Raw genomic sequence first — 14,424 nt, forward strand, 5'->3', positions numbered from 1 at the left:
GCTCCCACATTTTGATCTCCATCCGCTGCAAGGCATACTTGCGGCCTCTCGCTCTGCAGATTTGTCGCCACCCCATGCGTATCCACGTCAGCTTCATCGACCGCGTCGGCATTACCCAGGAAGTCCTGGCCTTGCTCGGTGGGCGCAATCTCAACCTGGATGCGGTGGAAATGGTGCCGCCCAACGTGTACATCGACGCGCCGACCCTGAGCGCCGAGGTGCTCGAAGAGCTGCGCGATGCGCTGTTCAGCGTGCACGGTGTGCAGGCGGTCACTGTGGTGGATATCCTCCCCGGCCAACGCCGCCACCTGCAACTTGACGCGCTGCTGGCGGCCATGACCGACCCGGTGCTGGCCCTGGACAGCGCGGGCAAGATCCTGCTGGCCAACCCGGCGCTGATCGCGCTGTATGGCCGCGAACCGGCGGGCGAAAGTATCAGCGCGTTGTTCAACGACCCGGCGCTGCTGGAGACCTTGCTTGAACAGGGCTTTCGTTTGCCGTTGCGCGAAATCAGCGTCAACGGCCAGACCTTTTTGCTCGACGCCACGCCGATCACCGACGCCGGCGCCCTGCTGACGCTGTACCAACCCAACCGCATCGGTGAGCAACTGTCGGCGCTGCATCACGACCATGCCGAAGGGTTTGATGCGCTGCTGGGCGAGTCGCCGGTGATCCGCACCCTCAAGGCGCGGGCGCAACGGGTGGCGGCGCTGGATGCACCGCTGTTGATCCAGGGCGAAACCGGCACCGGTAAAGAGCTGGTGGCGCGCGCCTGCCATGCGATCAGCGCGCGGCACAGTGCGCCGTTTCTAGCGTTGAACTGCGCGGCGTTGCCGGAGAACCTCGCCGAAAGTGAATTGTTCGGTTATGCGCCGGGCGCCTTTACCGGCGCGCAGCGTGGCGGCAAGCCGGGGCTGATGGAGTTGGCCAACCAGGGCACGGTGTTCCTCGATGAAATCGGTGAAATGTCGCCGTACTTGCAGGCCAAGCTGCTGCGGTTTCTGAATGACGGCAGCTTTCGCCGGGTGGGCGGCGACCGTGAAGTGAAGGTCAATGTGCGCATCCTCAGCGCTACTCATCGCGACCTGGAAAAAATGGTCAGCGAGGGCACCTTCCGCGAAGACCTGTTCTACCGCCTTAATGTGCTCAACGTCGAAGTGCCGCCGCTGCGCGAGCGCGGCCAGGATATTCTGCTGCTGGCGCGCTACTTCATGCAGCAAGCCTGCGCGCAGATCCAGCGCCCGGTGTGCCGCCTGGCGCCGGGCACTTACCCGGCGCTGCTGGGCAACCGCTGGCCGGGTAATGTGCGCCAGTTGCAGAACGTGATCTTTCGCGCCGCCGCCATCTGCGAAAGTACCTTGGTGGACATTGGCGATCTGGACATCGCCGGCACCTCGGTGGCCCGCCAGAACGACGGCGAAGTCGAGAGCCTGGAACAAGCGGTGGAAGACTTCGAGCGCAATCTGCTGGAAACCCTCTACGCCAGTTATCCCTCGACCCGCCAGCTGGCGAGCCGCTTGCAAACGTCCCATACGGCAATTGCCCATCGCCTGCGCAAGTACGGCATTCCCAATAAGCCGTGACTAAACGCTGATCAACCTGTGGGCACTGGCTTGTGTGGGAGCTGGCTTGCCTGCGATGCAGGCACCTCGGTCTTTCAGCCAAACCAGGGTGATGCCATCGCAGGCAAGCCAGCTCCCACACAAGCCCGCTCCCACATGGACTGCATTCCAAATCTAGTCTAGAAACGACACTGACTGTACTGAAAGCGCTACAGCGTAACGATATCGATACAACCCTGTTTTTTGCGCGCCATGCAAGGCTTTGATCCACATAGGCTTTTTTTGGCGCGCCGGAGTGTAGCGAAATCGCTACAGCTGAAAATCATACTGTCATAACCAAAATAATTAAGTGATTGATTTATATAGACTTAATAACATTGGCCGCAATATTGCTAAGCAACTCCCCATTATTCCAATCCCGTCCACCAGACGAATCTGGCCCTGAGGAGTTTCCATGAGCGAGTTGCGTTTCACTGAAGATCACGAATGGCTGCGCGCCGAAGCCGATGGCAGCGTCACCGTGGGTATCACCGCTTTTGCGCAGAACGCGCTGGGTGATGTGGTTTTCGTGCAACTGCCGGAGTTGCAGGCTTACGACAAGGGCGCCGAAGCCTCCACCGTGGAATCGGTGAAAGCCGCCAGCGGCGTGTACATGCCTTTGAGCGGTGAAGTGCTGGAAGTGAACGACAAGCTCAGCGACAGCCCGGAACTGGTCAACGAAGACCCGATGGGCGAAGGCTGGTTCTTCCGCTTTAAACCGGCCGACGCCGAGGCGGTAGCTAAACTGCTGGATCAGGATGCGTACGACCGTCTGATCAAAGCCAACGCTGAAGCCTGAGGAGCGCACCATGACCATCAATCTCAGCACCGCCAACGAATTCATCGCCCGCCACATCGGCCCGCGCCAGGAAGATGAGCAGCACATGCTCGCAAGCCTAGGCTTTGATTCCCTCGAAGCCCTCAGCGCCAGTGTGATCCCGGAAAGCATCAAGGGCACCAGCGTGCTCGGCCTGGAAGACGGCCTGAGCGAAGCCCAGGCCCTGGCCAAGATCAAGGCCATCGCCGGCAAGAACCAGCTGTTCAAGACTTACATCGGCCAGGGCTACTACAACTGCCACACGCCGTCGCCGATTCTGCGCAACCTGCTGGAAAACCCGGCCTGGTACACCGCCTACACCCCGTATCAACCCGAGATTTCCCAAGGCCGCCTGGAAGCGCTGTTGAACTTCCAGACCCTGATCAGCGACCTCACCGGCCTGCCGATCGCCAACGCCTCCTTGCTCGACGAAGCCACCGCCGCCGCCGAAGCCATGACCTTCTGCAAGCGCCTGAGCAAGAACAAGGGCAGCAACGCCTTCTTCGCCTCCGTGCATAGCCACCCACAGACCCTCGACGTACTGCGCACCCGTGCCGAGCCGTTGGGCATCGACGTGGTGGTGGGCGATGAACGCGAGCTGAGCGACGTCAGCGCATTCTTCGGCGCCCTGCTGCAATACCCGGCCAGCAACGGTGATGTGTTTGATTACCGCGAACTGACCGAGCGTTTCCACGCTGCCAATGCCTTGGTCGCGGTCGCCGCCGACCTGCTGGCCCTGACCCTGCTGACCCCGCCGGGTGAGTTCGGCGCCGACGTGGCCATCGGCAGCGCGCAACGCTTCGGCGTGCCGCTGGGCTTTGGTGGCCCGCACGCGGCGTACTTCTCCACCAAGGATGCGTTCAAGCGCGACATGCCCGGCCGTCTGGTCGGTGTGTCGGTCGACCGTTTCGGCAAGCCGGCCCTGCGCCTGGCCATGCAGACCCGCGAGCAACATATCCGTCGCGAAAAAGCCACCAGCAACATCTGCACCGCGCAGGTCCTGTTGGCCAACATTGCCAGCATGTACGCCGTGTACCACGGCCCTAAAGGCCTGACCCAGATCGCCCAGCGCATTCACCAACTGACCGCGATCCTGGCCAAAGGCTTGACCGCCCTGGGCCTTAAGGTTGAGCAGGCAAACTTCTTCGACACCATCACTCTCAACACTGGCGCCAACACCGCCACCCTGCACGACAAGGCCCGCGCCCAGCGCATCAACCTGCGTGTGGTGGATGCCGAGCGCGTTGGCCTGTCGGTCGACGAAACCACCACCCAGGCCGATATCGAAGCCCTGTGGTCGATCTTCGCCGACGGCAAGGCACTGCCAGCCTTTGCTGCTACCGAGAGCACCTTGCCTGCCGCGCTGCTGCGCCAGTCGCCGATCCTCAGCCATCCGGTGTTCAATCGCTACCACTCCGAAACCGAGCTGATGCGCTATCTGCGCAAGCTGGCCGACAAGGACCTGGCGCTGGACCGCACCATGATCCCGCTGGGTTCGTGCACCATGAAACTCAACGCCGCCAGCGAAATGATCCCGGTGACCTGGGCCGAATTCGGTGCCCTGCACCCATTCGCCCCGGCCGCACAAAGCGCCGGCTACCTGGAGCTGACTTCCGACCTGGAAGCCATGCTCTGCGCGGCCACCGGTTACGACGCGATCTCCTTGCAACCGAACGCCGGTTCCCAAGGTGAATACGCCGGCCTCTTGGCCATTCGTGCTTACCACCAGAGCCGTGGCGAAGAACGCCGCGACATCTGCCTGATCCCGTCTTCGGCCCACGGCACCAACCCTGCGACCGCCAACATGGCCGGTATGCGCGTGGTGGTCACCGCCTGCGACGCACGCGGCAACGTGGACATCGAAGACCTGCGCGCCAAGGCCATCGAGCACCGCGAACACCTCGCTGCGCTGATGATCACCTACCCGTCCACCCACGGCGTGTTCGAAGAAGGCATCCGCGAAATCTGCGGCATCATTCATGACAACGGCGGCCAGGTGTACATCGACGGCGCCAACATGAACGCGATGGTCGGCCTGTGCGCACCGGGCAAGTTCGGTGGCGACGTGTCCCACCTGAACCTGCACAAAACCTTCTGCATCCCGCACGGCGGTGGCGGCCCGGGCGTTGGCCCGATTGGGGTTAAATCCCACCTCACGCCATTCCTGCCAGGCCACGCGGCCATGGAGCGCAAGGAAGGCGCGGTGTGCGCGGCGCCATTTGGCAGCGCGAGCATTTTGCCGATCACCTGGATGTACATCAGCATGATGGGCGGCGCGGGCCTCAAGCGCGCCTCGCAGCTGGCGATCCTGAACGCCAACTACATTTCCCGTCGCCTCGAAGAGCATTACCCCGTGCTCTACACCGGCAGCAACGGCCTGGTGGCGCACGAATGCATCCTCGACCTGCGCCCGTTGAAAGACAGCAGCGGCATCAGCGTGGATGACGTGGCCAAGCGCCTGATCGACTTTGGTTTCCATGCGCCGACCATGTCGTTCCCGGTGGCGGGCACCTTGATGATCGAGCCGACCGAAAGCGAATCCAAGGAAGAACTGGACCGCTTCTGTGACGCCATGATTGCCATCCGCGAGGAAATTCGCGCAGTCGAAAACGGCACCTTGGACAAGGACGACAACCCACTGAAAAACGCCCCGCACACGGCGGCTGAAATCGTCGGTGAATGGAGCCACCCGTACAGCCGCGAACAAGCGGTGTACCCGGTTGCGTCGTTGATCGAAGGCAAGTACTGGCCGCCGGTTGGCCGGGTCGACAACGTGTTTGGCGATCGCAACCTGGTGTGTGCGTGCCCGTCGATCGAGAGCTACGCGTGATCTGACTGACTGAACTCGGTCAAATGTAGGAGCTGGCTTTTGTGGGAGCTGGCTTGCCTGCGATGCGGGCACCTCGGTCTATCAGGTAGACCAGGGTGATGCTATCGCAGGCAAGCCAGCTCCCACACAAGCCCGGTTTCTACACTGAGCGAGCAAGTCTTCCAAAATAATAAGAAACCGGAGAACAACCATGTCCCTTAGCGTGTTCGACCTGTTCAAGATTGGCATCGGCCCCTCCAGCTCCCACACCGTCGGCCCGATGCGCGCCGCCGCTCGATTCGTCGAGGGCCTCAAGCGCGACAACCTGCTGAGCGCCACCACCGGCATCAAGGTGGAGCTCTATGGTTCGCTGGGCGCCACCGGCAAAGGTCACGGCAGCGACAAGGCCGTGTTGCTGGGCCTGGAAGGCGAACACCCGGACACCGTGAATACCGAAACCGTCGCCGCACGCCTTGCGCAAATGCGCGGTGACGGTCGCTTGAACCTGCTCGGCGAACACAGCATTGCGTTCAACGAGAAAGAACACCTGGCGATGATTCGCAAGCCTCTCGCCTACCATCCCAATGGCATGATTTTTCGTGCTTTCGACGCCGCCGGTATCCAGATCCGCAGCCGCGAGTATTACTCGGTCGGCGGCGGGTTTGTGGTGGATGAAGACGCTGCCGGCGCTGACCGGATTGTCGAAGACACCACGCCGCTGACCTTCCCTTTCAAGCACGCCAAGGATTTGCTTGGCCATTGCGCCACCTACGGGCTGTCCATCAGCCAGGTGATGCTGACCAATGAAAGTGCCTGGCGCCCCGAGGCGGAGACTCGCGCCGGCTTGCTGAACATCTGGCAGGTGATGCAGGACTGCGTGGATGCCGGTTGTCGCAACGAAGGCATCTTGCCTGGTGGTTTGAAGGTCAAGCGCCGTGCGGCGGCGTTGCATCGGCAGCTGTGCAAGAACCCCGAATCGGCATTGCGCGACCCGTTGTCGGTGCTGGATTGGGTCAACCTGTATGCGCTGGCGGTCAACGAAGAAAACGCCAACGGCGGGCGCGTCGTCACCGCACCCACCAACGGTGCAGCCGGGATCGTACCGGCGGTGCTGCATTACTACATGCGCTTTATCCCCGGCGCGAACGAGGACGGCGTGGTGCGCTTTCTGCTCACCGCCGCCGCCATCGGGATTTTGTACAAAGAAAACGCGTCAATCTCCGGCGCCGAAGTCGGCTGCCAGGGCGAAGTCGGCGTGGCCTGTTCCATGGCTGCGGGCGCCTTGTGTGAAGTGTTGGGCGGCAGCGTGTCCCAGGTGGAAAATGCCGCCGAAATCGGCATGGAACACAACCTCGGCCTGACCTGCGACCCGATTGGCGGGCTGGTGCAGGTGCCGTGCATCGAGCGCAATGCCATGGGCTCGGTCAAGGCCATAAATGCGGTGCGCATGGCCTTGCGTGGCGACGGGCAACACTTCGTCTCGCTGGATAAAGTCATCCGCACCATGCGCCAGACCGGCGCCGATATGAAAAGCAAATACAAGGAAACCGCCCGTGGCGGTTTGGCCGTCAACATTATCGAGTGCTGACGCCCACCAGCGCGTCCGCACGTTTTTCAGGAGCTGAACATGTCCACCGAAACCCTGTTGAAAACCCCATTGCACGCACTGCACATCGAGCTGGGCGCGCGTATGGTGCCCTTCGCCGGCTACGACATGCCGGTGCAATACCCGCTGGGCGTGATGAAGGAACACCTGCACACCCGTGATCAGGCCGGGCTGTTCGACGTGTCCCACATGGGCCAGATCCGCCTGACCGGCGCCAACGCCGCCAAGGCCCTGGAAACCCTGGTGCCGGTCGACATCATCGACCTGCCCGTGGGCATGCAGCGCTACGCCATGTTCACCAATGACCAGGGCGGCATCCTCGACGACCTGATGGTGGCCAATCTGGGCAACGACGAACTGTTCCTGGTGGTCAACGCGGCCTGCAAGGATCAGGACCTGGCCCACCTGCGCAAACACATCGGCGAGCAGTGCAGCATCGAGCCGCTGTTCGAAGAGCGCGCCCTGCTGGCCCTGCAAGGCCCGGAAGCAGTGAAAGTGCTGGCGCGCCTGGCGCCGGAAGTCACCAAGATGACCTTCATGCAGTTCGCCACCCTGCGCCTGCTGGGCGTGGACTGCTACGTGAGCCGCTCGGGCTACACCGGCGAAGACGGTTTTGAGATTTCCGTACCGGCGGCCAATGCCGAGAGCCTGGCGCGCAGCCTGCTCGCCGAAACCGAAGTTCAAGCCATCGGCCTGGGCGCCCGTGATTCCCTGCGCCTGGAAGCCGGCCTGTGCCTCTACGGCCATGACATGAACACCGAAACCACGCCGATTGAAGCCAGCCTGCTGTGGGCCATCTCCAAGGCCCGTCGCGCTGATGGCGCACGTGCCGGTGGCTTCCCGGGCGCCGACCGCATCTTCACCCAGCAGCAAGCCGGTGTAAGCCGCAAGCGCGTGGGCCTGCTGCCACAGGAACGTACCCCGGTGCGTGAAGGGGCGGAAATCGTCGATGAGCACGGCACGGTGATCGGCAGCGTGTGCAGCGGCGGCTTTGGCCCAACCTTGGGCGGCCCACTGGCCATGGGTTACCTGGACAGCGCATTTGTCGCACTGGACACCGAAGTGTCTGCGTTGGTACGTGGGAAAAAGGTGCCACTACGTGTAAGTAAAATGCCATTTGTACCGCAACGTTACTACCGCGGCTGATTGACTGTTCCTATAAGTAACGCGGTTGCGTTAACGCGCACTAATTTGTAACGCAACCGCCATAAAAGAGTGCATTGACGATAGTCATTTTAATAGGCACCCGCCTATAACAAGTGAGCAACGCTATCGAATATGCGGGATCCACTTTTAGTCAACGAAGTGTCATATGGCCGAGCAAAACCTGGGGATTCTGCGGGGCTTGTTTTTTCCATATTAGTTGACGTAGAGTTTAGCCACTGTGTTTGCATGGGTCGCTTTGAACCTGGACCTGGGCAGTAGCTATAAGTTTGCTACAACCCGTTCGACGTCTCTTACTTTCCTGCAACCCAGCCCAGTACTCTTTCATGTGAAAGGGGCTGTCATTAATTTTTAGCGTCAAAGGAAAGAAGAAATGTCGAATCGTCAGAGCGGTACCGTCAAGTGGTTTAACGACGAGAAAGGGTTTGGTTTTATCACTCCAGAAAGCGGTCCGGATCTGTTCGTGCATTTCCGCGCTATTCAGGGCAACGGCTTCAAGAGCCTGAAAGAAGGCCAGAAAGTCAGCTTCATTGCCGTGCAAGGCCAGAAAGGCATGCAGGCTGACGAAGTACAAGCAGAAGGTTGATCCTTACTGCGACAAAAAGCCCCTGATGCTGACATCAGGGGCTTTTTTATGTGCGTTTGCTCGTAAAATGGCTTTTTTCTCAAGAGAGACGGCCATGCCCAAACCTTTGTTGAGCCCCCAAGGCGAATTCCCCGCCGTTGGCCTGGGCCGTCGTCTGGCAGCGATGTTCTATGACTTCCTGTTGTGTACCGCCCTGCTGATCGTCACCGCGTTTATCTACAAGCTGGTGTGGATGGCGTTTATCGGCGAAGCCAAAATGCGCACACTCACCGAATCCGGCGCGCTGGACGGCGACCCGCTGCTGTCGACGATTCTGTTTTTTGTGCTGTTTGGTTTTTTCGCCAAGTTCTGGACCCACTCGGGGCAGACGCTGGGTATGCAGGTGTGGGGCGTGCGCGTGCAGAACGCCGACGGCTCGCGCATCAGCCTGTGGCAGGCGCTGCTGCGGTTCGTGGTGGCGATTGCGTCGTGGTTGTGCGTGGGGCTGGGGTTTGTCTGGGCGCTGTTTGATAAGCGCAAGCGCAGCTGGCATGACATCTACTCGGATACGCAGCTGGTGCGAATCCCCAAGCAGAAAAAGTAACCCAAGAACACTAGAGATTAAGTGTGGGAGCTGGCTTGCCTGCGATGGCGGCCTATCAGTCAATATTGCTGTGACTGAACGACCGCTATCGCAGGCAAGCCAGCTCCCACATTTTGTTTAGTGTTCAACTCAGGGTCAGGCGTTGCCAGCCAGCTTGAGGCGCGCAGCCTGGGTGAAATCCAGCATGCGCTTGAGCGGGCGCACGGCGTGCGGGATCACCGACGGCTCGACGAAGATCTCATTACTGCCCTCTCGCAAACACTGCAGCGTGCGTTCCAGCGTATTCATCGCCATCCACGGGCAGTGCGCGCAACTGCGGCAGGCCGCGCCGTTGCCGGCGGTCGGTGCCTCAACAAAGACTTTATCCGGGCACAACTGCTGCATCTTGTAGAAGATGCCGCGATCCGTGGCCACGATAAAGGTCTTGTTCGGCAAGCGCTGGGCTGCGGCAATCAGTTGGCTGGTGGAACCTACCGCGTCAGCCAATTCAATCACCGCCGTCGGCGACTCCGGGTGTACCAGGATCGCGGCGTCCGGGTACAGCGCCTTCATGTCTTCAAGCTGCTTGGACTTGAACTCTTCGTGGACGATGCAAGCGCCGTCCCACAGCAACATGTCTGCGCCAGTCTGGCGCTGAATGTAAGTGCCCAGGTGCTTGTCCGGGCCCCAGATAATGGTCTCGCCGTTGTCCATCAGGCTTTCGACGATTTCCAGCGCACAGCTGGAGGTAACCACCCAGTCGGCACGGGCTTTGACCGCCGCCGAAGTGTTGGCGTACACCACCACCGTGCGTTCTGGGTGCTGGTCGCAGAACGCCGAGAACTCATCCACCGGGCAGCCCAGGTCCAGGGAGCAGGTGGCTTCCAGGGTGGGCATGAGGATGCGTTTTTCGGGAGTAAGGATTTTGGCGGTCTCGCCCATGAAACGCACGCCGGCGACCAACACGGTCTTGGCCGGGTGGGCAGCGCCGAAGCGCGCCATTTCCAGGGAGTCGGAGACGCAGCCACCGGTCTCTTCGGCCAGGGCCTGAATCACCGGGTCGCAATAGAAGTGGGCAACCAGCACCGCGTCCTGAGCCTTGAGCTCGGCGGCGATGGCGCTGCGCAGGCTCGCCTCTTCATCGGCGCTCAGCGCCTTGGGCTGCTTGGCGTCGAGGTGGGCTTGAACCAGTAGGCGTTCGGAAATTTGCGTCATGTTCGCAAGACCTGCAAGCGCAGTAAGCGCGAAAGTCGAGTGTACCACCGGCTCTGGAGCCCTTCGGGCGCCGCCGGACGAAGTGATTGTGTTCATCAAGCACGGTTGAAGCTGCGCAAGGCTACAGAATATCGAATCGATTCAAAAGCCTAATCTGGGATGGCGCGTTACGCTGATCGGGCAAAAAAAACGGGAAGGCTCATCTCTGAGCCTTCCCGTTTTGATTACGTCGAGCGTCAGCGCATCAACACATCCGGGTCGTCCTGCAACATGGATGGCCTGGCCGCTGAGACATCGAGGGTGTTCGCAAGCGTCGCTGGCGGTGTAGTCGCGGCAGTGCGCACAATGAGGGGATTGGTCGCGATGATCGGCGTGAGCGTAGTCATGACAGTCCGTGTCTTAAAAGCTGATTAGCCTTCAATCTAACTAACCAAGACCCAGCGTGATTGAAAGCCTGGCAGCCGAAATAACTGACAAAGAGCCATGCAAAAAACTGGCTCTTTGCCGTATTGCCCAGGTCAGAAGCGATAAGTGACCGAACCACCAAACCCATTGGCGCTGTTTTCATACTTGGCGTCATAGGTGAGCGCCAGCTGTGGGTTGTTATCGCGCACTTTGATCGGCTCTTCCTTGAGGTAGGAATAGGCCACGTCGAAGGTCAGGTTGTCGACGGGCGTCCAACCGGCACCCAGGCTGAAGACGGTGCGGTCACCCGTGGGGATACGCACGGAACGGTCGGTGTTGTTGGTCGGCGTCTGGTCCACCGAGAAGCCGGTACGCAGCACCAACTGCTTGTTGAGCTGGTACGACAGGCCGATCGCGTGGGACCAGGTGTCGTGCCAATGCTGCTCTTCGGTGATGGAGTTCAGGCCGGCCAGCTCAGCGGTAATGTCCGAAACGCCAGAGTTGTTGACCGTGATTTTCTTCAACTGGCTCCAGCGCGTGTAGGTGCTGCCCACGTAGAGGGTCAGGGCGTCGGTGAGTTGGTGCGTAACTGAGAAGTCCACGGACGATGGCGTAGTGACGTTCAGCTTGGCGTCATACTTCTGCGCCCCGCCGTCGAGCAAATCCGAGAGCACACCCGAGGCGTTGGTATGACCGCTCAGGTGATAGACCACTTGCGAGTGGTAAGTGACGCCGACGCGAGTGCTGTCCAGGGCCTGCACCAGGATACCGGCGTTAAAGCCCATCGCGGTGTCGTCACCCTTGATCTTGGCCGTCTCGGTGCCCAAGCCAAACGCCGGGACTTTGGAGTCCAGCTCGCCGGTGATTTTGTTGAAGGTCGGGCCGAAACCTACCGAGACCTTGTCGTTGAACGCATAGCTGACCGTCGGCTGCACGGTGAGGACCTGAACCTTGCTCTTGTTACCAAAGCCATTGCCCTGGAAGCTGTGTTCATAGTCGGTCACCAGGCCGAACGGTGCGTAGACCCCAAGGCCAAAGGCCCAGTGTTCATCAATCGGCGTCACCAGGTAACCCATCGGCACGGCAATGCCGGGGACCATGTCGCCTTTGTTGGTGCCAGGGTTGTCGGCGCCGCCTTGAGAGGAGCTGGCGTCCTTGATGTTGGTTTTGGCATCCAGGTAAGTCGCGCCGATGCTGACTTCATTGTGCTTGATGCGCGACATGCCGGCCGGGTTACCGAACACCGTGCTGGCGTCGTCGGCCGCGGAAGAGCGCCCGGCGTAGCCTGTACCCATTGAGCTGACACTTTGCTCGTTGAGTGCAAAACCACCGGCGAGCAGGTGTGTGGAGGCGAGCGAAATGGAGAGCGCCAAGGCGCCTTTAAGAGTTTTGTTATTCATTATTAGGACTCGAATTATTGGGCAGCGCTGGGGAAACTACCAACGTTCGAGCGGGGCGTTTATGAAGAGTTTTTCATGCTGTGGATTGTCGGACAATCTCAGGCTTTTCAAAGACTTTGCCTGATTTTTCGTATCCTTTTATGACTTTTTAACCTGATTGTGACTGTCCGGTTTCACCGTCGCAAAGCTGTCAATTTCAACGCCAATACAGCTGGATAGCCACCTCGACGGCATAGGACTCTATAAACACGCCGATTAAGTCGTCTTGCTGCAACAATCAAACCCCTCCCACATCCCCTGATCGACTTACCCACCCCGTAAATCCAGGGGGCTGATAGCCCTCACCCGGCAATTTGCACTAATTTTGTGCATTTATTTGCTGAATAACGCGGCATTCCTCACGTTTTATGTAATAAATCCTACAGACGATGTAACAATCCGTTTAAACATGACTCAAGAGCGGCAAGTCCCCGAGCTTACGGTTTGGCTCCGGGGCATGAATCGTGTGTATTTCTACGTTAAGGATGTCGAGTGCCGAATCAGCCCTCAACCGAACGCTTGCGCCCTAGCCGCACACTGGGCTTCGCCCTGCTCTGCCTCTGCACACTGCCAGTGGCCGCCGCCGATGGCCCACAACCCGGCCAGGAAGCCCTGCGCCTGCAGCAACAACAGCAGCGCGACCTGCAGCAATTGCAACTGGAACAACGCCAGCGGCAGATGCAACGAGGCAGTTTCGGCACACAACCCGTTACGCCGGCCCTGCCTGCCGACATCCGCAAGGATGAACGCTGCTGGCCGCTCAACGGCACACGCGTGGCCGGTGTCACTCTGTTCAGCAAGGCCGAGCTGAATAAACACATCGAGCCCTATGTGGCCCCGTGCATGGGCGTCACCCAAATCAACCGCCTGCTGGCCGAGATCACCCGCCTGTACGTCGAGGCCGGTTATATCGCCAGCCGCCCGTACCTGATCAGCACTCCGGCCGCCGGGCAACCGCTGGATATCCATGTCGAAGAAGGCTACCTCGAAGCCATCGAACTGGCCGACCAAAGCCTGCCGGTGTCCCTGGCCGGCGCCTTCCCCGGGCTGCTCGGCAAGCCATTGAACCTGCGCGACCTGGAGCAAGGCCTGGACCAGCTCAACCGCCTGCGCTCGGTGGACCTCACCGCCGATATCGCCCCCGGCAGTGAACCTGGCGCCTCGCGCATCATCCTGCGCTCGCGCAGTAGCGCCTCACGTTGGGGGCTGGGCCTGGGTGTGGATAACCTCGGCAGTGCCGGCACCGGGCGTGATCGCAACGCCATCAGCCTGAGCCTGGACAGCCCGTTGCAGCTTAACGATTCACTCAACCTGAGCTTCAGCGACACGCTCAACCACGGCCCGCGTTACAGCCGCAGCCACAGCCTGTTTTATTCGATCCCCTACGGCTACTGGACCTACAGCCTGTTCGCCAGCCATGCCGAATACCGCGCACCGCTCAAGGTCAGCAGCACCACGCTGTACAACAGCGGCCGTACCGATCAGGTCAGCTTGCGCACCGACCGCGTGCTATGGCGCGACCAGGGCCATCAACTCAGCGCCAACCTGCAACTGGCCTACAAGGACGTCGACAGCTACCTGCAAAAGGTCCGTTTGGGCATTCAGAGCCCAACGCTGAGCGTGGCCGAGGCCGGTTTGAATCTGTTCTGGCTCAACAGCGCGGTGTGGAACCTGGACGTCAATTACGCCCAGGGCCTGACCTGGTTCGGCGCTGATCGCGATGCTGACCAAGTGCAGAAAAACCTGCCGCAAGCGCAGTTCCACAAGTACCGCGCCAACCTCACCCAATGGCGCAACGGCCAATGGCGCACGCAACCCTGGCAGTGGCAAAGCCAGCTGTCCACGCAATACAGCCCAGACCGCTTGCCCGCCATCGAACAACTGCTGGGCACCGACGATTCGGCCGTGCGTGGCTACCGTGAAAACAGTGCCTCCGGCGCCATCGGCGGGGTGTGGCGCAACACCTTGCGCCTGCCGCTCAACAGCGACCTGCCGGTAAAAATCACCCCGCGCCTGGGCCTGGACAACGGTTGGGTCAAGCGCGAACACGGCGCTCCAGGCCAACGCCTGAGCGGCGCGAGTGCCGGGCTCAACCTGAGCTGGAAGAACGTGCAATTGGACTTCGATTACCAACGCAATTTGCACACGCCAACCGGCTTTGGCCAGGAGCCGGAGGTCTGGCTGACGCGACTTAGCTTGCAGATATGAGTGTGCAGATTT

General features: G+C 60.4%; 10 protein-coding genes. 8 read left to right on the plus strand and 2 right to left on the minus strand.

Annotated features, from left to right (window positions below; genetic code table 11):
- The first annotated feature begins 74 nt into the window (after positions 1 to 74).
- The 7 genes from K0H48_RS00785 to K0H48_RS00815 all read left to right on the plus strand — a co-directional run bounded on the left by K0H48_RS00785 (position 75) and on the right by K0H48_RS00815 (position 9,166).
- Positions 75 to 1,583, plus strand: a complete 1,509-nt coding sequence (locus tag K0H48_RS00785) for a sigma-54-dependent transcriptional regulator (protein WP_138814073.1) — start codon at positions 75 to 77, stop codon at positions 1,581 to 1,583.
- Positions 1,584 to 2,016: 433 nt separating this feature from the next.
- A complete protein-coding gene (gcvH, locus tag K0H48_RS00790; protein ID WP_219265840.1) occupies positions 2,017 to 2,400 on the plus strand; it encodes a glycine cleavage system protein GcvH in 384 nt (127 codons plus the stop codon).
- Positions 2,401 to 2,410: 10 nt separating this feature from the next.
- Positions 2,411 to 5,248, plus strand: coding sequence for an aminomethyl-transferring glycine dehydrogenase (gene gcvP / locus K0H48_RS00795; RefSeq protein ID WP_219265842.1), 2,838 nt, complete (start codon positions 2,411 to 2,413; stop codon positions 5,246 to 5,248).
- 190 nt (positions 5,249 to 5,438) lie between these two features.
- Positions 5,439 to 6,815 (plus strand): L-serine ammonia-lyase, encoded by a 1,377-nt coding sequence (locus tag K0H48_RS00800; protein WP_138814070.1) that lies wholly within the window; start codon positions 5,439 to 5,441, stop codon positions 6,813 to 6,815.
- A gap of 39 nt (positions 6,816 to 6,854) precedes the next feature.
- Positions 6,855 to 7,979, plus strand: a complete 1,125-nt coding sequence (gene gcvT / locus K0H48_RS00805) for a glycine cleavage system aminomethyltransferase GcvT (RefSeq protein WP_138453676.1) — start codon at positions 6,855 to 6,857, stop codon at positions 7,977 to 7,979.
- 391 nt (positions 7,980 to 8,370) lie between these two features.
- Positions 8,371 to 8,583, plus strand: a complete 213-nt coding sequence (locus tag K0H48_RS00810; protein WP_017139143.1) for a cold-shock protein — start codon at positions 8,371 to 8,373, stop codon at positions 8,581 to 8,583.
- 94 nt (positions 8,584 to 8,677) lie between these two features.
- Entirely contained in the window at positions 8,678 to 9,166 is a 489-nt protein-coding gene (locus K0H48_RS00815) for an RDD family protein (protein WP_219265843.1), read from the plus strand.
- Positions 9,167 to 9,301: 135 nt separating this feature from the next.
- Here K0H48_RS00815 and nadA read toward each other — a convergent pair whose 3' ends face one another.
- The gene (nadA, locus tag K0H48_RS00820) at positions 9,302 to 10,360 is read right to left on the minus strand and encodes a quinolinate synthase NadA (RefSeq protein WP_056858584.1); all 1,059 of its coding nucleotides are present in this window, start codon (positions 10,358 to 10,360) and stop codon (positions 9,302 to 9,304) included.
- A 518-nt stretch (positions 10,361 to 10,878) separates the two neighbouring features.
- Complete coding sequence (locus K0H48_RS00825) at positions 10,879 to 12,165, minus strand: OmpP1/FadL family transporter (protein ID WP_219265845.1); 1,287 nt, start codon at positions 12,163 to 12,165, stop codon at positions 10,879 to 10,881.
- A gap of 558 nt (positions 12,166 to 12,723) precedes the next feature.
- Here K0H48_RS00825 and K0H48_RS00830 point away from each other — a divergent pair.
- Entirely contained in the window at positions 12,724 to 14,412 is a 1,689-nt protein-coding gene (locus tag K0H48_RS00830; protein WP_219266018.1) for a ShlB/FhaC/HecB family hemolysin secretion/activation protein, read from the plus strand.
- Positions 14,413 to 14,424: the final 12 nt, after the last annotated feature.

Origin of the sequence: Pseudomonas sp. Xaverov 259, assembly GCF_019352915.1 — a bacterium.
In the GTDB taxonomy this organism is placed as follows: domain Bacteria; phylum Pseudomonadota; class Gammaproteobacteria; order Pseudomonadales; family Pseudomonadaceae; genus Aquipseudomonas.

Coding starts and splice junctions, on each gene's coding strand:
- gcvP (WP_219265842.1), top strand. CDS start 2,411: ATGACCATCAATCTCAGCACCGCCAACGAATTCATCGCCCGCCACATC.
- gcvT (WP_138453676.1), top strand. CDS start 6,855: ATGTCCACCGAAACCCTGTTGAAAACCCCATTGCACGCACTGCACATC.
- K0H48_RS00815 (WP_219265843.1), top strand. CDS start 8,678: ATGCCCAAACCTTTGTTGAGCCCCCAAGGCGAATTCCCCGCCGTTGGC.
- K0H48_RS00825 (WP_219265845.1), bottom strand. CDS start 12,165: ATGAATAACAAAACTCTTAAAGGCGCCTTGGCGCTCTCCATTTCGCTC.
- nadA (WP_056858584.1), bottom strand. CDS start 10,360: ATGACGCAAATTTCCGAACGCCTACTGGTTCAAGCCCACCTCGACGCC.
- K0H48_RS00785 (WP_138814073.1), top strand. CDS start 75: ATGCGTATCCACGTCAGCTTCATCGACCGCGTCGGCATTACCCAGGAA.
- K0H48_RS00800 (WP_138814070.1), top strand. CDS start 5,439: ATGTCCCTTAGCGTGTTCGACCTGTTCAAGATTGGCATCGGCCCCTCC.
- K0H48_RS00810 (WP_017139143.1), top strand. CDS start 8,371: ATGTCGAATCGTCAGAGCGGTACCGTCAAGTGGTTTAACGACGAGAAA.
- gcvH (WP_219265840.1), top strand. CDS start 2,017: ATGAGCGAGTTGCGTTTCACTGAAGATCACGAATGGCTGCGCGCCGAA.